At 64.3% G+C, this 17051-nt stretch carries 14 protein-coding genes; 3 read left to right on the top strand and 11 right to left on the bottom strand.

The genetic code is table 11. The features are described 5' to 3' along the window. Positions 1–1302 (top strand): iron uptake transporter deferrochelatase/peroxidase subunit, encoded by a 1302-nt coding sequence (gene efeB / locus MJO58_RS15590; protein WP_239719974.1) that lies wholly within the window; start codon positions 1–3, stop codon positions 1300–1302. Between the two features lie 334 nt (positions 1303–1636). Continuing rightward, on the top strand, positions 1637–2524 hold the full coding sequence (locus MJO58_RS15585; RefSeq protein ID WP_090603038.1) for a universal stress protein: 888 nt from the start codon (positions 1637–1639) through the stop codon (positions 2522–2524). On the opposite strand, the gene mhpA is transcribed toward MJO58_RS15585, so the two are convergent. Genes mhpA through MJO58_RS15570 form a run of 3 tightly spaced genes read right to left on the bottom strand, consistent with a single transcriptional unit; the run spans position 2502 to position 6123 of the window. Then, positions 2502–4061 (bottom strand): bifunctional 3-(3-hydroxy-phenyl)propionate/3-hydroxycinnamic acid hydroxylase MhpA, encoded by a 1560-nt coding sequence (mhpA, locus tag MJO58_RS15580; protein ID WP_239719973.1) that lies wholly within the window; start codon positions 4059–4061, stop codon positions 2502–2504. The genes MJO58_RS15585 and mhpA overlap by 23 nt on opposite strands. After that, a complete protein-coding gene (locus MJO58_RS15575; RefSeq protein ID WP_239719972.1) occupies positions 4058–4993 on the bottom strand; it encodes a fumarylacetoacetate hydrolase family protein in 936 nt (311 codons plus the stop codon). The genes mhpA and MJO58_RS15575 overlap by 4 nt, the downstream gene beginning before the upstream one ends. Further along, positions 4990–6123: a VOC family protein gene (locus tag MJO58_RS15570; RefSeq protein ID WP_090603030.1), complete on the bottom strand. Its 1134-nt coding sequence runs from the start codon at positions 6121–6123 to the stop codon at positions 4990–4992. Before MJO58_RS15570 ends, MJO58_RS15575 begins: the two co-directional genes overlap by 4 nt. A 90-nt stretch (positions 6124–6213) precedes the next feature. Between MJO58_RS15570 and MJO58_RS15565 the strand changes: the two genes are divergently transcribed. Beyond that, a complete protein-coding gene (locus MJO58_RS15565) occupies positions 6214–6855 on the top strand; it encodes a TetR/AcrR family transcriptional regulator (RefSeq protein WP_090609113.1) in 642 nt (213 codons plus the stop codon). A 419-nt stretch (positions 6856–7274) separates the two neighbouring features. Here the strand turns inward: MJO58_RS15565 and MJO58_RS15560 are convergent, their stop codons facing one another. The 8 genes from MJO58_RS15560 to ppsA form a co-directional block, all read right to left on the bottom strand. After that, positions 7275–8600 (bottom strand): acyltransferase family protein, encoded by a 1326-nt coding sequence (locus MJO58_RS15560; RefSeq protein WP_239719970.1) that lies wholly within the window; start codon positions 8598–8600, stop codon positions 7275–7277. Between the two features lie 367 nt (positions 8601–8967). Next, the gene (locus MJO58_RS15555; RefSeq protein WP_090603022.1) at positions 8968–9450 is read right to left on the bottom strand and encodes a hydrogenase maturation protease; all 483 of its coding nucleotides are present in this window, start codon (positions 9448–9450) and stop codon (positions 8968–8970) included. Next, on the bottom strand, positions 9434–10894 hold the full coding sequence (locus MJO58_RS15550; protein ID WP_090603020.1) for a Ni/Fe hydrogenase subunit alpha: 1461 nt from the start codon (positions 10892–10894) through the stop codon (positions 9434–9436). Before MJO58_RS15550 ends, MJO58_RS15555 begins: the two co-directional genes overlap by 17 nt. Before the next feature lie 16 nt (positions 10895–10910). Further along, complete coding sequence (locus MJO58_RS15545) at positions 10911–11540, bottom strand: NADH-quinone oxidoreductase subunit B family protein (RefSeq protein ID WP_239719968.1); 630 nt, start codon at positions 11538–11540, stop codon at positions 10911–10913. Further along, positions 11537–12250 carry a 2Fe-2S iron-sulfur cluster-binding protein gene (locus tag MJO58_RS15540; protein WP_090603016.1) on the bottom strand — a complete coding sequence of 238 codons (714 nt, stop codon included), beginning with the start codon at positions 12248–12250 and terminating at the stop codon, positions 11537–11539. The genes MJO58_RS15545 and MJO58_RS15540 overlap by 4 nt, the downstream gene beginning before the upstream one ends. Beyond that, a complete protein-coding gene (locus tag MJO58_RS15535; protein WP_239719967.1) occupies positions 12247–14031 on the bottom strand; it encodes an NAD(P)H-dependent oxidoreductase subunit E in 1785 nt (594 codons plus the stop codon). Before MJO58_RS15535 ends, MJO58_RS15540 begins: the two co-directional genes overlap by 4 nt. Positions 14032–14053: 22 nt before the next feature. Continuing rightward, the gene (locus MJO58_RS15530; RefSeq protein ID WP_239719965.1) at positions 14054–14284 is read right to left on the bottom strand and encodes a hypothetical protein; all 231 of its coding nucleotides are present in this window, start codon (positions 14282–14284) and stop codon (positions 14054–14056) included. Next, positions 14281–16677 (bottom strand): phosphoenolpyruvate synthase, encoded by a 2397-nt coding sequence (ppsA, locus tag MJO58_RS15525; RefSeq protein ID WP_239719963.1) that lies wholly within the window; start codon positions 16675–16677, stop codon positions 14281–14283. Before ppsA ends, MJO58_RS15530 begins: the two co-directional genes overlap by 4 nt. Positions 16678–17051 lie beyond the last annotated feature (374 nt).

Below are 17051 nucleotides of genomic sequence, written 5' to 3'. Positions count from 1 at the left end.
ATGGCTGACGACGAGGTGGCTGTCGACGGCGTCGAGACGCCGGCCGATGACGCGTCGGTATCGCGGCGGCGAATGCTCGGCGGCGCGATGCTGGCCGGTCTCACCGGGGCCGCGGTCGGTGCCGTCGGTGGCGGGTTCGCCGGCTACGCGTCTGCGACCGCGCACCACGGCGACGATGACGACATCGTGGACATGCGCCGCAGCTATCCCTTCTACGGCCAGCTGCACCAGGGCGGAATCGCCACGCTCCCACAGCGTTACGCCGTCTTTATGTCGTTTTCGTTGGCTTCGGCCGCCGCTCGTGCCGATGTCCAGGCGCTGCTGGCGCGCTGGTCGGCCGCGGTGGCGGTGCTGCAGCAGGGTAAGCCCGTCGGAACGGTCCAGCCGCAGGTCGAGGTGCAGCCTCCCACCGATACCGGGGAGGCCTACGGGCTGAGCCCTGCCAGTCTCACCGTCACGATCGGATTGGGGCCGTCGCTGTTCGGTGATCGGTTCGGTCTTGCCGCACGGCGTCCGGCGGTATTTACCGATCTGCCGCCGCTCAACGGGGACAACCTCGATCCGAGGCTGCACGGCGGCGATCTGTCGGTGCAAGCCTGCGCCGACGACCCGCAGGTCTGCTACCACGCGGTGCGTAATCTGGCCCGTCTCGGCCGCAATATCGTGTCCCCGTTCTGGGCGGTGCTGGGCTTCGGCCGAGCATCGGCCGGCTCCGGTCAGCAGACCCCGCGAAACCTGTTGGGATTCAAGGACGGTACCCGCAACGTCGCCACCGAGACCGAGTATGAACGTTTCGTCTGGGTCGACAACAGCGACCAGTCGTGGATGAACGGCGGCACGTATCAGGTCGTTCGCAAGATCCGGATGCTGCTGGAGACGTGGGACGTCGACCGGATCGGCAACCAGCAGAAGATCTTCGGCCGGACCAAGCAGGAAGGGGCGCCGCTTGGCGGCAAGGCCGAATTCGACACGCCGAACTTCGCCGCCAACGGCGCCGACGGCGAACCGCTGATCGATCCGCGCTCACACGTCGGCTTGGCGGCCCGGGAAAACAATGACGGCATCATGATTCGCCGCCGCTCCTACAATTACACCGACGGCCTGGACCCCAATGGCCAACTGAACGCTGGACTGCTGTTCGTCTCGTATCAAAATGATCCGCAAAATTTTATTCGTTTGCAGAACCGGCTGGGCGCCAACGACCTCCTCAATGAGTACATCCGTCACATCGGATCAGCTATCTTCGCAGTTCCGCCCGCGCCGGCAGAGGGCCACTACATCGCGCAAAGTCTGTTCGGCTGAGCAAATTTCGCTCGCGCTCGGCGGTCACTGCGGCGACGGCAGTTCGGGCGTGTGATGTCGCGTGTGGATCCCGTACATCAAACTGACCCGCCGTCACGGACGGGCGAGAACCGGAGCACTCCATGAGCGACGCGCTCGTCATCGACGCGGAAGGGCTTGCAACGAGTTCAAGGACCGCCAACACCGATAGCTCGACGCCGGGCGCCGCAACGGGAACACCGGTCGACCCGTGACCACCTCGCGAAGGTCCTGAAGTCCCGGTGGTTGGGGACCAAAGCCTCACGACCGACACCCTGCCGGTCAATAGCGTTACTCCTGACGAAAGGAGTACGAAATGTCGGCACCTGTCAAACCACTCGGTATCGTTGTCGCGGTCGATGGCTCAGCCGCATCGGACACCGCCGTTGTCTGGGCGGCCCGGGACGCGGCGATGCACCACATTCCGCTGACCCTTTTCCACGCGGTGGTGACTCCCACCACTACTTGGCCGCCGGTTCCCTATCCCGACTCCGTGTTGGTAAAGCTGGAAGACGATTGCCGCCAGCAACTCGCTCACGCCTTCAAATTGGCCGAGGAGGCGATGCCGGCGGGCCATCAGGTCACCATCACCAAGGAGTTCGTCTATTCGACTCCCGCGCTGGCCCTGATCAAGATGTCCGACGACGCCGAGATGATCGTCGTGGGCAGCTCGGGTCGCGGGCTGCTGGCGCGCGGGGTGCTCGGTTCGGTTAGTTCAACTGTGGTGCGCCACGCTAAGTGCCCGGTCGCGGTCATCCGCGACGAAGACGTGCCGGACCCGCAGCACGGCCCCGTTCTGGTGGGAATCGACGGTTCACCGGCGTCGGAACTCGCGACGGCGATCGCGTTCGATCAAGCGTCTCGCCGGGGAGTCGATCTGGTCGCTCTGCACGCATGGAGTGACGTCGCAATTCTCGAACTTCCAGCATTCGACTGGGAGTCGGTCGAGGCCGAGGCCGAGCGCAGTCTCACCGAAAGGCTGGCCGGTTGGCACGAACAATATCCCGATGTCACAGTGCGTCGGCTCCTGGTTCGGGATCTGCCCGCCCAACAGATCATTCAACAGACGAAGTCCTTAGAGGCGCAGCTGGTGGTGGTGGGCAGTCACGGCCGCGGTGGTCTCACCGGTCTGATCCTGGGGTCGGTCAGCAATACCGTCCTGCATTCGGTGTTGGTACCGGTCATCGTCGCGCGCCCGACTTAAGCGTCGGACTGAACCGGCCATCCACGATGCCGCATGCCCATGCGCACAGCGCGCCGACGTCGCGCCCAGCGCGCATGACCGCCCGATCCGGGCGGACCAGCGCGGCCGCGGCGTGGCCGTCGCGCAGCCAGTGCGCGAGTTCGTCGCCTGGCTGGGTAACCAGCACGATGAAGCCGCGCTGCGCAAGCGCGGCTTCATCGGCGGCGTTTGGGCTGCGGGTGGTGATCAGGCCGAAGCCGCTGCCCAACACCTCGTCGAGCCGCTGATCATCGGCCAGCCGTGGGTTTGGGCATAGCGTGCCGGCCAGCTGGCCGGGTCGGCGTGATCTGCACACCAACGCAGAAGATCGCAGTGCCGGTGTGGTGGAGTCGACCACTTTGTCGCGCAATCCAGGGAGCAGCCGCAGTCGGGGCAGGACCACGCGGCGCAGCACGTTGCCCACTCGGGCGCCCCCGGTCATCGCGCGACCGACGTTGAGTGCCAACCGAATCAGGCTTCGGGCGTGCGGTTTACGTTCCTGCTCATAGGTATCCAGAACGGCCGGAGCGAGGTTGCCATGGTGAACTCCGGCGATCTTCCAGGCGAGATTCATCGCGTCGCGCATCCCGGCTCCCATGCCTTGGCCGATAAACGGGGGAGTCAGGTGCGCCGCGTCACCGAGGATGAAGATGTTGGCCCGGCGCCAGCGCTCGGCGATCTGAGCGCGAAACGTGTACTCCGTGACGCGTAGCAGCACCAGTTCATGGTCCTCGACACCGGCAGTCCAAGGTGCGATCAGCGGCCGCAGGGCAGTCAGAGTGCCGAATTCATCGGCACATTCGCCGTCGAGCAACTGAAACTCCCAGCGGTAGCGTGACGCTCCGATGCGCATGTAGGTACCCGCGCGAGTCGGATCGCACACTTGGTGCACGCCTTCCCACTGGCGCAGGTCGGCGTCGGTGGCGACGTCGATGACCAGCCAGCGCTGTTCGAAGTTCAAATCCCGCATGGCTGACCCTATTTGGGCGCGCACCAGGCTGTTGGCTCCGTCGCAACCCAGCAGATAGTCGGTATCGACCTGGTGCACGGTGCCGTCGGTATGGTCGGTGAAGGTGACGCGCACGCATTGTCCGGTGTCGGTCACGTCGGTAACCTCGACGTCGCCGCGCAGCTCAGCCGGTGGGTGCCGCTCGAGGTTTGACCGCAGCAGTGCCTCCAACTCCGGTTGGTCGAACATGTTGGCCTGCGGAAATCCGTTGCGGCTGCGGGCCGTATCGCGAGTGAATTCGGCGAGGACGCGCAGGCATCCGTCGAGCAATCGCAAGCCCAGCGCCGGCCGCGAAATAGCGGCGAACTCGTCGGCGATGCCAAGCCGGGCGATAACGCGGTAAACCTCGTCGTCCAGGTGGACGGCGCGCGGTTGTGGATAGACGCCGCGCCAGCGATCGAGGACCAGGCTGTCCACGCCGTACTGAGCCAACAGGGTAGCGGCGGTGATGCCGGTGGGTCCGGCGCCGACGATCACAACGGGAACGCGCCGAATAGCCTTAGCGCTCAAGCGAATCGGACTGCGTTGCGCTGTGATCCGAGGTCGACGGCTCCGTCGTCGGTGGCGACCGACGCCTCGACGATGTCACCGTGTCGCAGATATTTCGGGTTGCCGGCCTGACGGCTGAAGAACACCCTCCACTTCAGCGAGGTCGGTAGCAGGTTCCCGATCATCGCCAGCGGCTTGGGTGGAGCGCTGAGCGCGGTGCCGGCCGGGGTGCCGGTGAGCACCAAGTCGCCCGGGGCGAGTTCCTGGAACTGGGTGAGTGACTGCAGAGCTTGCAGCGGCCGATACAACATGTCCCCGTCGACCAGAGCGTTCTGCCGTTCGACGCCATTGACACTCAGACGCAGCCGCAGATCGCCGAAGCGGTCGAGCTCGTCGGGCGTCAGCAACACCAGCTCCGGTCCCACCGGGGTGAACGTCGGGTACGACTTGGCCTCGTAGAACTGGGTTTGCGGAAGCTGGACGTCGCGGGCCGAAACGTCATTGGTGACCACCAATCCGGCGATGAACTCGGCCAGGTTCGCCTCGGAAATGGTGGTGCCGACCGGGATTGCGCGCCCGATCACCAGCCCGATTTCCACCTCGTAGTCGAGCAGCTGAACGTGTGGCGGTTTGACGATCTCGTCGTACGGACCGGTGATCGATGCAGAGGCCTTGCGAAAGAACGTCAGCGGAACCGAGGCCGGGTCCATGCCCGCGTCCCTGACGTGCGACTCAAAGTTGGTCATTTGAGCCACCACTCGGCACGGCCGGGTCACCGGCGAAAGCAGCGGGAGGTCGCCTACTCCGACGGTGTCGGCATTCGCGGCGGCGTCGATTGCCGCTCGATCCGCCAGCAGTGCGCCGGTCGTCGTTGCCGCGGTGTCGATCTTCGCCGCGCTAGGCCCGGTTTTGAGCCACCAGGCGTCGGCAGTGCGCAGGACGGAAACGGTCATGATGTGGGCACCTTCAGTAGACCGATGAGGCGGTTGATATCGAATTCGTTGCGGGCGCGCAGCGCGGTGATCATCGAAACCAGTTCGTGGCGAGCTGATTTCAGATCAGTTCCCAGAAAGTCTCTGGTCGCCGCCGGTCCCCACTGGGCCAAGCCGGACGCGCGCAGCGGTGCCCAGCCGGGTTCGACGGTGTTGTCGAACAGGTCTCCGTCGGCGAAATGCTCGACCAGAAAACCGTCGGGATCGCGCCAATAGTCGAAGATCTGGCTGCCCTGGATGTGCCTGCCGATTCCCCACGACCGAACGTAGCCACACTCGCGCAGGTATTCCCCGCCCGCGGCCAGGGCATCGAGATCGCTGACCTGATAAGCGGAATGGACGTAGCGGTTCGCCGGCCCCAGAGCAACCGCCAGTGTGTGGTGATCGGCGGGAGTGGATCCTCGATCGCAACGGATGAAGCTCATGGTCGGTCCGCGTTCGCGCTGCCCCGGAAAGAACAGGAAGTCGCTGACGACCATCCCCAGATTGTCCAGATACCAGTTCAGGGTTTCGAGGTATTTCGTGGTCTGCACCACCAGGTGCCCCAGGCGCTGCACTCGTGCCGGCACCCGTGGCGGACGCTGGCAGGCATTGATGCGCCGCGGGTGGTCTCCGAAGTTGAATGTGTGGGACTGTTGGCTCGCCACTTCCGGCAGCTCGTGCATGCCGGCGACCACGCGGACCGGCATGCCGCTGGGGTCGATCAGGTCGACCTTCACACCGCCGAGAGAATCCGGCAGCGGCCGCGCGCGGGTGCCGCACCGGTCGGCCAGCCGCCGCACGTCGGCCTCATCGCCGGCCCGAAAGGCCGCGCCGGTGTACCGCGTTCGCGGTCCGCGCCGCAGGATCACGCACGGTGCACCCGCCTGGGTACCACGCAGTTGAATTTCCTCCGGGCTGCCCTGTGCCGACTGAAAGCCGAACGCCCGCGCGAATGCCTCGGAGCGGGCCAGGTCCGGCTTCTCGAATTCGAGCCACGCGATGTCGACAACCTTGATCGCCGGGTTCCGCGACCGGCCGCTGGGTTCGCCCGGGAGTGCACCCTGCTCGCTGTGCAGATCTCGGTGCGTGTCGCTGGCTTGAGAAAACATAACTGACGAAATCGTCACATACGAGACAACGCTCGGTCAAGGGTTCTGACGAAATCCTCAAAAGTGATGCATACTCTGTGGGTGAGCGTCATGCCCGAGGAAGTCGACCAGCCCAATCGTCTTCAGCGGCGCAAGCAGCGCACCAGGGCGGCGCTGATCAAGGCCGCGCAGCGGATGATCGCCGAAGGCAAACTCAACGTGCCGGTGCTAGAGATCACCCAGGCCGCCGACGTCGGAATGGGTTCTTTCTACAACCACTTCGACACCAAGGAGCAGTTGTTCGAGGCCGCGGTCGCCGACGTGCTCGATGCCCACGGGGCAATGCTGGACCGGCTCACCGAATCGATCGAGGATCCGGCCGAAACCTTCGCCGCCAGTTTCCGGCTGACCGGTCGGCTGTTTCGTCAGCGGCCCCAGGAGAGCGAGATACTGCTGGCGCATGGACCGGCCTTGCTGTCGTCCGACCGGGGCCTGGCTCCCCGGGCGCTGCGCGATATCAAAGCCGGCGTCGATGCGGGCAGGTTCGACGTCGACGACCCGGAGCTCGCCCTCGCCATGGCCGGTGGTGCGCTGCTCGGCCTCGGAAAGCTACTGCGCGACGATCCGGACCGTGACGACGCAGGTGCCGCCGACACCGTCACCGAAAACGTGTTGCGCCTGTTTGGGCTGGGTGCCGACGAGGCCCGCGAAGTCTGTCGGCGGCCGCTGCCCGACGCGTTCAGCGAGGGTTAGCGCACGCGTAATTCGGTATCACGTCGACGAATACGCGATCGTGTCGTCGCCGATCTGCCAGTTCCGAAACGGACGCTAGTCGCATTCGCCCGAGCGCGGGCTCGATCGAACCCGCTGACAACGGGCGATGTGAAGCCAGGCGTCAGTGATGACGAGTGTCGATCGACCACAAGGTCGCACAGCCCGGGCATTGCAGGTGCAGGCGCATTGCGTGATTGCTCAACAGGTACTGCCAATGGAAAGTGCAGTTGCCGCTGCCGCGGCACTGCACGCACTTGTCGCGGCCCCATTCGCAATTGGGGCAGGGCAGCCACGCACGTCGAGAAGCGTCGGCGTGCGGATCGATCGGCAATGCAAGTGTCACGGCCAAGCCTCCTGTCATGCAGAGGTTAGCCTACCCAAACTAACAGCACAATGAGCTAGGGCGTGGGTGCGGGCGTGGCGGGTCGCGAGCTGACCTGGTTGGGATGAAACGCCACCAGTAGCGCACCGACCGCGAAGACCGCGACCGTGACCCGGGCAAAGTGCCCATCCGGGGCGAACCCGTCGGCGGCGACGAACTCAAGGCCGTATGCCGCCAGCACGGCACCCAGCAACATGACCGGTTCGGCCCAGCCCAGCGGCAGCGGGATGCCGAGCAGGGGGAGTGGCGCGGCGAACAGCCGCCGTCCCCACCACAACAACACCATCTCGACCGCCGTCACGAGTCCCAGGATGGCAACCCATTGCAGCCGGCCCAGCCACCACGCGGCCGTGCCCTCCGATGGTTGCATCAACACGCCGGCCGGGTAACCGACCAGCGCCACGATCACGACGGGAATCATGTGCCACAGGTAGAGGGCCATCACATTGTTGTTGCCGACGGCGAGCACCCGTTGGATCGCGCCCGCGCGCAGGATGCGATTGAGCGCCGGTGCGGCCGCCATCGCGATTCCGGCCTGCGCGCAGCCGAATGCGAGCATGGCCACCGTCGGAGGTGAGGTGTTCTGCACGGCTTGGCCGGGGATGCCGATCATGCTCACCGGATAACCCGCCAGCCAGATCAGCAGCGCCAGTGCTACCCCGGATCCGCTGGCGAGCAGCAGGGGCCTACGGCCGGCCAATAGCCCACCATGCCAAGCGATGCCGAGCTGGTACAGCGTTCCCCAGCACAACAGGTAGTTCAGCCAACCGAGATCATGCAGCGGGCCCCGCTTCAACATGGTGTCGACCACCGTGACTGCCACTGCGATCACTACCGGCACCCAGAGCCCCCAACGGCGTTGTGCGGCAATCGCAACCGGCGTCAGCGAAACCACCAACACGTATACGGCGAGGAACCATAGGTGCATCGCGACCGCCCAGCCCGCATATTCCAGTAGCGAACCGCCGACTCCGTAGCCCGCCGCGGCCACCACGATCGCCGACACCAGCGCGACGTACACCACTGTCGGACCCAGAACGCGCGCGAGCCGACGCCGAAGCCAGGCCTGGCGCGATACCCCGCCGCTCTCGCGGTGATGCGTCCAGGACACCGCACCCGCATAACCGGCCACCAGGAAGAACACCGGCACCGCCTGAAACGGCCAGGTCAGCCACTGCGTCCAGGGCATATCGACGAGCGGATTCTGCCGTCCGAAATGCCCGTCGTGGTAGGTCACGGATCCGGCCAGCCAGTGCCCCAGCACGATCAGAATCACGCCCGAGACGCGGTAGTAATCCACCGCTAAATTGCGGTCCGGACGCGCGGTGTCTGCCTGGTCCATCAGTGCGCGGCAAGATCGAGCGGATACACAGCGCCACGGTACCCGTTCGCGGTCAAGCCACATCGAAGGTCAGGTGGGTCAGCCGAACCGACCGGAAACGCTTTGGTGCGCACCGGCATGACGGGAGCGACGAATGTCGATCCGGCACCCGACAACTGTTCGCACCGCCGTCAACCTTTGGAATCGTCCTCGGGTAGCGGGGCTTGGCGGTGGCCTGCCGGCCGCAGATCTGGCCCGCTATGGCCTGCCGGGTTGTGCTGGCGGCTTCGCCGCTCCTGGTGGTCCCGCACCCGGTTAGCAAACTCACGACACCGAACGGCCACTGCGAGCCAGCAGTCCAAAGCAGCGTCCACTGGTGCGGCCGGCGCTACTGCGGTCTGGACAAGAACCCCAATGAGTGGTTCAGGTTGTGTTCGGCGGCGTTGGTCAGTCCGTGTTGAAGTTCCCATTCGTAGCCGCGGATCGCCAGCAAACAGGCGTGAGGAACGGTTTCGAAGCACTGCTGGGTGGTGGCCAGGATTGCCGGCACCGAGATTGCGTGCGAGGTGAAGCTGAAGTCCAGCTTCGGCTCCGGACGGCTGACGGTGAACGATTTGACCGCAGGGTCTTTGGTGGCGTCCACGAACAGCACTCGCGTAAATCGGCTGATTAGATCGGCGTCTTCGAGGCTCAGCTGATAGGTACGGCGCAGGTGTGCTCGAGGCTGAGGCCGGATTTGCTCGAGCCGGTCGATGAAGGCCCAGCCCAACCCGTCGTCCTGACGTCCGGCGTTACCGATGCCGTAGATCAGCGACGTGGGATTGTCGAGCAGCGCGAGACTGACAAAGTCTGGTTCAGCGCACGTGTTCATCGAGCACCCGTCCACGCGAGTCGACAACGGTGACGACCAAAGGCATCTGCCCCAGGGCGTGGGTGGCGCAGCTCAGGCAGGGATCGTAGGCGCGGATCCCGACCTCGATGGCATTCATCATGCCCTCGGTGATCTCAGCCTGGCCGCCGAGATAATCCTCGGCGACGCTGCGTACCGTCCGGTTGAGCACCTGGTTGTTTTGGGTGGTGGCCACGATCAAGTTAGCGAAGGTGATATTGCCTTCGCGATCGGCGCGGTAGTGGTGCAACAGGCTCCCCCGGGGGGCTTCCACCACCCCGACCCCCTCTCCGGTCCAGGCGCCCGGTGACACCACGAGGTCATCCTTTTGCAGGTCGGGATCGTTGAGCAAGCCCCTGATCACCTCGGCGGCGTGGATGATTTCGATGGTGCGCGCCCAATTGGTATGCAGCGTCATATTGTTGGCGCGTCCGCCGGTGTACGCGTGAAACCTCTCCAGCGCTTCGGCGGCGATTGGTGTCGACAGGGCCTGGGTGACGTTGAGCCGGGCCAGCGGGCCTACCCGCACCGACCCGGCGTCGCGGCCGAGGTCGGTGAGGTACGGGAACTTCATGTAGGTCCACTTCTCGACACCCTCGGAGAAGTGGTCGAGATAGTCGCGGTAATCGAACTCGCGGATGAGCTGCTTGTGCTCGTCGACGACCCTGAGCCGCCCGTCGTAGTAGTCGACGTTGCCGTCATCGTCCACCAGACACATGTTCAGCGCCGCCACATTGGCGAAGCCGTCGACTTGGGCGCGGTGCTCGTCATGGAAGTCGTAGAACATCTGCAGACCCAGCTGAGCGTCGTCGATGACCTCGTCGATGGAGGACAATCCGTCCTCGCCGCGCAGCAAGCGGTTCACGTCGGCGGCTGTCAGGTTTTTGTTCACGCCACCGGGCACCGCGGAAAGGCCGTGCATGCGCTTTCCGAAGACGGCGGCGATGACCTCCTGACCCCACTTACGCAGCCGGACAACACGTTTGATGAGATCGGGGTTGGCCTCGATCAGTCCGATTAGGTTGCGCTGCTCGGGCGCGGCGTCGATCCCGAACAACATCTCCGGTACCACCAGGTAGAAGTAGGCGGTGACGTGTGATTGCAGCATCTGTGCGTAGTGACCCAGCCGGCGCATCTTGATTGCTGTCGGGGTGAGATTCGTGCCCGACGCCGGCCCGACGCCGATCATGTCGTCGAGGGCCTTGGCGCCGCCAAGGTGGTGGCTGACGAAACAGATCCCACAGATCCGCTGCATGAGAACGGGTGCTTCCCAGTACGGGTGGCCCTGAATGAACTTCTCGTAGCCGCGGAACTCCACCACGTGCAGCTTGGCATCGATGACGTTGCGCTCGTCATCGAGTTCGATGACCACCTTTCCGTGTCCTTCGATTCGGGTGACCGGATCGATTACGAGCGTCTTCGCCATACCGGCATTTCCCCGATCAGTCGAAACGGTTGAGAGACTTGGGCAGATTCACCGGACGTCCGTTGACCAGATCCTCCAGGACGTCAAGGATTGCGTCCGCCTCCGGCGGGCAGCCCGGGATGAAGTAGTCCATCTGCACGACTTCGTGGCACGGATAGACGTCGTTGGTGAGGATAGGGATCCGATGGTGGTAGGGCACCACCGGACTGGAGGCGGGCGGCGCCGTCGGGGAGTTCGTGTAGGCCTCCGCCAGACAATCCTTGAGGCCCACCAGGTTACGCAGTGCCGGGACACCACCCCAGATCGCGCAAGCGCCGACCGAGATCAGCACGTCGCAGTTGTCCCTGAAGTGCCGCAGTGTCTCGATATTGTCCTTGTTGGCGACGCCGCCCTCGATGAATCCAATCGCGCACCGCTCCGGAATGCGCTTGATGTCGGTGAAAGACGATCGCATTATTGTGATTTTGTCCAGCAGGTCGATCATCCGCTCGTCGATGTCGAGCAACGACAAGCTACATCCCCAACAGCCACAGAGGCTGATCATCGAGACCTTGATCTTGCCGGCGCGTTTGGCGGCCAGTTCCGGGTCGAGCGGGGTGGCCGGAAGTTGGTGCGATGCAAGCTCATTGATGTTCGACGTCGTCACTTGCCCTGCCTCCGTGGTGCTTCTAGCGCCCGGTCCTTCACCGATTCGACTTCGTAGCGCCGCTCGCCGATAGGCTCGTCATACCCAACCCCTTTCTCGAGTATCGTTCCGACGGGACAGATGTCGACGGCCTCGCGGACCTGTTCGACGGGCATCCTGTTGGCCAGTTCGATATCGATCTCGATGCGGGCATCCGCGCCGCGGCCGCTGATGCTGAAGATCTTTTTGCCGGTCTCGCGATCCCGGACGAACTCCACGCAACGCTGGCAGAAGATGCAGCGGTCGCGCTCCAGCCAAATCGTGTCCGCCGCATGCTCGGCAACGCGCTCGGGGAACTGGTAGGGGAAACGGGACACCATCATGTCCACCTCGTAGCCGACCGCCTGCAGCGTGCACCGCCCGGACTTTTCACAGCTGGGGCAGTTGTGGTTGCCCTCGGCGAACAGCAACTCCACCAGCGCCTTACGCGCGTCGGTGGTCTCCGGGTCGTTGACCTCCACTCGCATCCCATCGCTGACCTCGACCGCACAGGCGGCGCCGACCACGCCGTTGACCTTGACCGAACACACTCGGCAGGTACCCAGGACGGGATGTTCGGGCAGATAGCACAAGGTCGGGATGTAGACGCCCGCCTCGGCGGCGACATCGACGAGCGTCCTGCCCTCCTCGCAGGTGACGGCTTCGCCGTCGATCTCGATCCGGATGCTCACAGCGACTCCTGTGGTGCCAGTGCGGCAACGGCTTCGGCATAATCGGTCAGCTCAGCCGCTGGGTGGAAGGACGGCAGCAGGTCGCCATTTCGCTCACAAAGTCGGGCCGAATAGATTTCCGGGAACTTTTTCAACGTGGTCAGGATCGGATTGGGCGAGGTGGCACCAAGCCCGCACCGGCTGGTTTTAGCGACGATCCCACCCCAGGCAACCATGTCGTCGAGATCGGATCGGACCGCCCGACCCGCGGCTACCAGGCCGACCTTCTGCCGCAGCATCACATTGCCTGCGCGACAGGGCACACAGATGCCGCAGGACTCGGCGACAAAGAACTGCAGGAAGTCCCCGACGATTTCGAGCAGGTCGCGTTCGTGGTTGAACACCATGAAGGAGCCGTTGCAGGACACGTCGTCGTAGGCGAATCTGCGGTCGGCATCGCCGGCCACCGAGAGCATCTCCCCGGAGGGACCGCTGATCTGTACGGCCCGGGGGTTGTCGGCTCCGACCAAGTCGAGCACTTCACGCAGCGTGATGCCCCACTCCACCTCATAGATCCCGGGTGCCGCGCAGTCGCCGGCAACGCTGATTAGCCGGGTGCCGGTTGACCCAGGCACCCCCATTGCAGCGAACCACGCGGCACCCTCCTGCATGATCCGGCTCGCCGCGGCGAATGTCTCGACGTTGTTGACGACCGTCGGCTTGCCCAGGAAACCGTGCTCGACCGGGAACGGCGGCTTGAGTCGGGGCGTTCCCCGCTTGCCCTCACAGGACTCGAGTAGCGCGGACTCGTCGCCGCAGATGTAGGCCCCGGCGCCCAACTGGATGCGGATGTCGAAAGTCTCGCCGAGTACCCCGTCCTCGCGTAGCTCCACCAGTTGCTGTGCCAGGTAGTCGCGCAGATACGCGTACTCTGCGCGAAGGTAGAGGATGCCACGTCGGGCGCCGACGGCGTATGCCGCGATCGCCATGCCCGCGAATACCTGCTTGGGGGAATAGGTCAGCAACGCCCGGTCCTTGAAGGTCCCGGGCTCGCCCTCATCGGCGTTGCAGATGATGTACTTCTCGTCGCCCGCGGCCGCGTGGCAGAGCTTCCACTTGTTGCCGGTGCGGAAACCCGCGCCGCCTAGCCCCCGCAGGCCAGACTCGGAGATGGTGGCGACCACGTCCTCGGGGGCCGTCGCCCGGCAGCGGTGCAACAACGCGGTGTAGTCGGTGTCACCGCAGAAGAACACCGGCCCCGCCGTATGGACGGTCGTGCGTGTCAGCGCATCGACGTATGCCACTTCGTCGCGAGGCAGGCCAGCTGGATTGGCGATCTGGGCCGGAGAATCACCGGTTTTCAATGCCTCGATGATGTCGCCGACCAAAGCCGGTGTCAGGTCTGTGAACACGACATCGTCGATGAGCATCGCCGGTTCGTGATCGCTCAACCCGATGCAGGCGGTTTCAAACAGTCCGAAATCGGCCGAGCCGGGGCCGCCGAATCGTGTCCCGGTGTTGAGTTCGAGGGCTTCATACACCTGACGGTAGCCGTGCATCTTCGCGATGACGTTGTTGCTCAGATAAATTCGGTGACGGCCTGACGGCGTGGTGTGGAAGAAATGGTAGAACGTCGCGGTCTCCAGAACATCTTCGACGGACAGCCCGAGCCAATCGGCTATCCCGGCGGCGGATTCGGTGGAGATGTAGCCGAATTCGCGTTGTACATCCCACAAAATGTCGATGAGCCGAGTGCGGTCTGGCTCGTACCCACGGAGAATCGACGCGATACCCGAAGTCATCGTTGCTGCACCACCCTGTCACTCAGGGTATCGGGTAGTCGGTGCTGTCGGCTTGTTGTAGCGCGCTGACATAGTCCCAGCGTTCGCGGGTGGTCCCGTCGGCGCCGACGGGTACCGCGAGCAGCCCACGCAATAGCACACCCGGCCGTGGATCGCCGCGAACGGATTGTCCGTGTACACGGGCCGGTGCTCGCGAACCGGCCCGGGCCTGACCATGCAACAGGTCCGGAAGCGGCGTGAGATCGCTACTCATCGAGCCGGAACGAGTTGCTTTTCCACTTGCAGGATCTGACGTGTGGTCTTGATTACCGTGTCGGGGTTCAGACTCATCGACTCGATGCCGATCCGGACCAAGAACTCGGCCATGTCTGGGTAATCCGACGGCGCTTGCCCACACAGCCCCGAGTGAATTCCGTTGCGGCGACAGCCCTCAACGGCCAGGCGAATCATCTCCTTGACACCCTCGTCGCGTTCGTCGTAGTCGAAGGCCACGATCTCGCTGTCACGATCGACGCCGAGCGTCAGCTGAGTCAGGTCGTTGGAGCCGATGGAGAAACCGTCGAAACGCTTGGCGAATTCATCGATCAGGATCACGTTGTTCGGGATCTCGCACATCGCGTACACCTTGAGCCCGTTCTCGCCCCGGCGCAGACCGAGGTCGGCCATCGTTTGCAGCACGAGGTCCGCCTCGGCAATTCGCCGCACGAACGGGAGCATCAGAATCACGTTCGTCAGACCCATCTCGTCGCGCACACGTTGCATTGCGCGGCACTCGAGCGCGAAACCCTCAGCGTAGGCGGGATGCGCGTAGCGCGAGGCGCCGCGGAAACCGATCATCGGGTTGCTCTCCGATGGTTCGAAGGCTGCTCCGCCGATCAGGCTCGCGTACTCGTTGGTCTTGAAGTCCGACATCCGCACCACAACCGGCTTCGGCCAGAAGGCGGCGGCAATGGTGCCGATCCCTTCGGAAAGGCGTTCCACGAAGAACGCGCGGCCGTCGGGATAACCCTGCGTGAGCCGATCGATCGTCCGACGTGCCTCGGCGTCGTCGACCTTGTCGGGGTGCAGCAGTGCTAGCGGGTGAACCCGGATGTACTCGCCGATGATGAACTCCATCCGGGCGAGTCCCACGCCGTCGTTCGGCAGGAACGACGTCTTGAAGGCGAGGTCGGGGTTCCCGAGATTGATCATGATCTGGGTTCGCGGCCGCGCCAGGTCGGCCACCTCGGTTCGGTCGACATGGAAGCCCAGCTCACCCCGGTACACGCGGCCGGTGTCGCCCTCGGCGCACGACACCGTCACGACGGCGCCATCGGGCACGCACGTGGTCGCGTCTCCGGCGCCGACCACGGCGGGTATGCCGAGTTCGCGGGCGATGATCGACGCGTGGCAGGTGCGGCCGCCGCGATTGGTGACGATCGCTGCGGCGGTCTTCATGACCGGCTCCCAGTCGGGTGTGGTGGTGTCGGCGACGAGTACCTGACCGGGCTTGAATTCGTCCAGCTGCGTGAGTTTTTCGATCCGTTTGGCCGCACCCGAGGCGATCTTCTCGCCGACCGAGCGCCCCTCGGTGAGTACGTCGCCGCGGCCTTCGAGCACATAGGACTCCAGCGCCGTCGCGCTGTGCTGGGAGGCCACCGTTTCGGGGCGAGCCTGCACGATGTAGAGCTTTCCGTCCAGACCGTCCTTCGCCCATTCCATGTCCATCGGCCGCCCGTAGTGCGCCTCGATGGTGCACGCGTAGCCGGCCAGCTCCAAGACGTCGGAATCCGTGAGGCAGAACCTAGCGCGGTCGGACTTTGGTGTGGGGACGTTTCGCGTCGTGTTCTTCGTCTCGCCTTCGACGAGGATCATCTTCACTGCCTTGTCGCCGATGAGGCGGCGCAACACAGCGCGATGCCCGGAGAGATAGGTCGGCTTGTGGACGTAGAACTCGTCCGGGTCAACAGCACCCTGAACCACATTTTCGCCAAGGCCGTAGGCGCCCGTCACGAAGACGGCATCGCGAAAGCCCGACTCGGTGTCGATGGAGAACATCACACCCGACGAAGAGATGTCGGAGCGCACCATCTTCATCACGCCGATTGACAGAGAGACCTTGAAATGGTCGAAGCCCTGATCGATTCGGTAATGAATCGCGCGGTCAGTGAACAGACTGGCGAAACACCGGCGGCATGTGTCCAGCAGACTCTCTTCGCCTTTGATATTGAGATACGAATCCTGTTGGCCGGCAAAGCTCGCGGTCGGCAGGTCCTCGGCGGTCGCGGAGCTCCGCACAGCGAGACTTACCTCCTCGCCGTACTCCTGCTGAAGCTTGCGGTAGCCATCCAGAATCTCAGCGGCCAGATCGTCGGGAAGCCCGGCGCCGTAGACGATCTCACGCGCGCGCTTGCCTTTACGTGCTAGCGCGGCGACGTCGTCGGGGTCGAGCTCGTCGAGTTCGGCATGCAGACGGTCCCAGGCGCCGGCCCTGTCCAACATGTGGCGATAGGCCTGGGCGGTGATGGCGAATCCGTGTGGGACACGGACGCCCTGTCCGGACAGCTTCTGGAACATCTCGCCCAGCGACGCGTTCTTTCCGCCGACGAGTGGCACATCGTCGATGCCGAAGTCCTCAAAAAATCGGACGTATCCGGACGTGCTCATGACCTGTCCTCTCGTAGCGCGTCAAGTAGTTGGCGCGACGCGCACGTCACGCGGCGTCGAACTCGTCCGGCATCGCTCGGCCGAGCAGGAACGCGATAGTGGCACAAATGCCAACCTCGCACAGCCGCATGCGCGGTGCCAGGGCCGAAGGTCACCCGAACGGGTGGATCAACGACCCGGCCCGGGACCGAACTTGGGCCGTCGGACGGTGATCTCCGATGCGATACCCAGGGCTTGACGGCGTTGGTGGAGACGACCCGCCATGGCCAGCGCTCGCTGCCGATGACTCGGCGCCTGAGACGGCATGCCGGGATCGCGGCTGGCTTCGTCGATTCCGTGTACGAGCAATGCGTTACGCGGCGAGGCCTCGGATG

This window comes from Mycobacterium lentiflavum (assembly GCF_022374895.2).
Taxonomy (GTDB): Bacteria; Actinomycetota; Actinomycetes; order Mycobacteriales; family Mycobacteriaceae; genus Mycobacterium; species Mycobacterium lentiflavum.
The sequence above is the reverse complement of the archived record's forward strand: the minus strand, read 5'-3'. Positions and strand labels throughout refer to the sequence as shown.

What these genes read in the sequence shown, in the direction of transcription:
- MJO58_RS15585 (WP_090603038.1), top strand. Translation starts at nt 1,637, where the DNA reads ATGTCGGCACCTGTCAAACCACTCGGTATCGTTGTCGCGGTCGATGGC.
- MJO58_RS15530 (WP_239719965.1), bottom strand. Translation starts at nt 14,284, where the DNA reads ATGAGTAGCGATCTCACGCCGCTTCCGGACCTGTTGCATGGTCAGGCC.
- MJO58_RS15535 (WP_239719967.1), bottom strand. Translation starts at nt 14,031, where the DNA reads ATGACTTCGGGTATCGCGTCGATTCTCCGTGGGTACGAGCCAGACCGC.
- ppsA (WP_239719963.1), bottom strand. Translation starts at nt 16,677, where the DNA reads ATGAGCACGTCCGGATACGTCCGATTTTTTGAGGACTTCGGCATCGAC.
- MJO58_RS15565 (WP_090609113.1), top strand. Translation starts at nt 6,214, where the DNA reads ATGCCCGAGGAAGTCGACCAGCCCAATCGTCTTCAGCGGCGCAAGCAG.
- MJO58_RS15570 (WP_090603030.1), bottom strand. Translation starts at nt 6,123, where the DNA reads ATGTTTTCTCAAGCCAGCGACACGCACCGAGATCTGCACAGCGAGCAG.
- MJO58_RS15575 (WP_239719972.1), bottom strand. Translation starts at nt 4,993, where the DNA reads ATGACCGTTTCCGTCCTGCGCACTGCCGACGCCTGGTGGCTCAAAACC.
- MJO58_RS15560 (WP_239719970.1), bottom strand. Translation starts at nt 8,600, where the DNA reads ATGGACCAGGCAGACACCGCGCGTCCGGACCGCAATTTAGCGGTGGAT.
- MJO58_RS15555 (WP_090603022.1), bottom strand. Translation starts at nt 9,450, where the DNA reads ATGAACACGTGCGCTGAACCAGACTTTGTCAGTCTCGCGCTGCTCGAC.
- MJO58_RS15550 (WP_090603020.1), bottom strand. Translation starts at nt 10,894, where the DNA reads ATGGCGAAGACGCTCGTAATCGATCCGGTCACCCGAATCGAAGGACAC.
- efeB (WP_239719974.1), top strand. Translation starts at nt 1, where the DNA reads ATGGCTGACGACGAGGTGGCTGTCGACGGCGTCGAGACGCCGGCCGAT.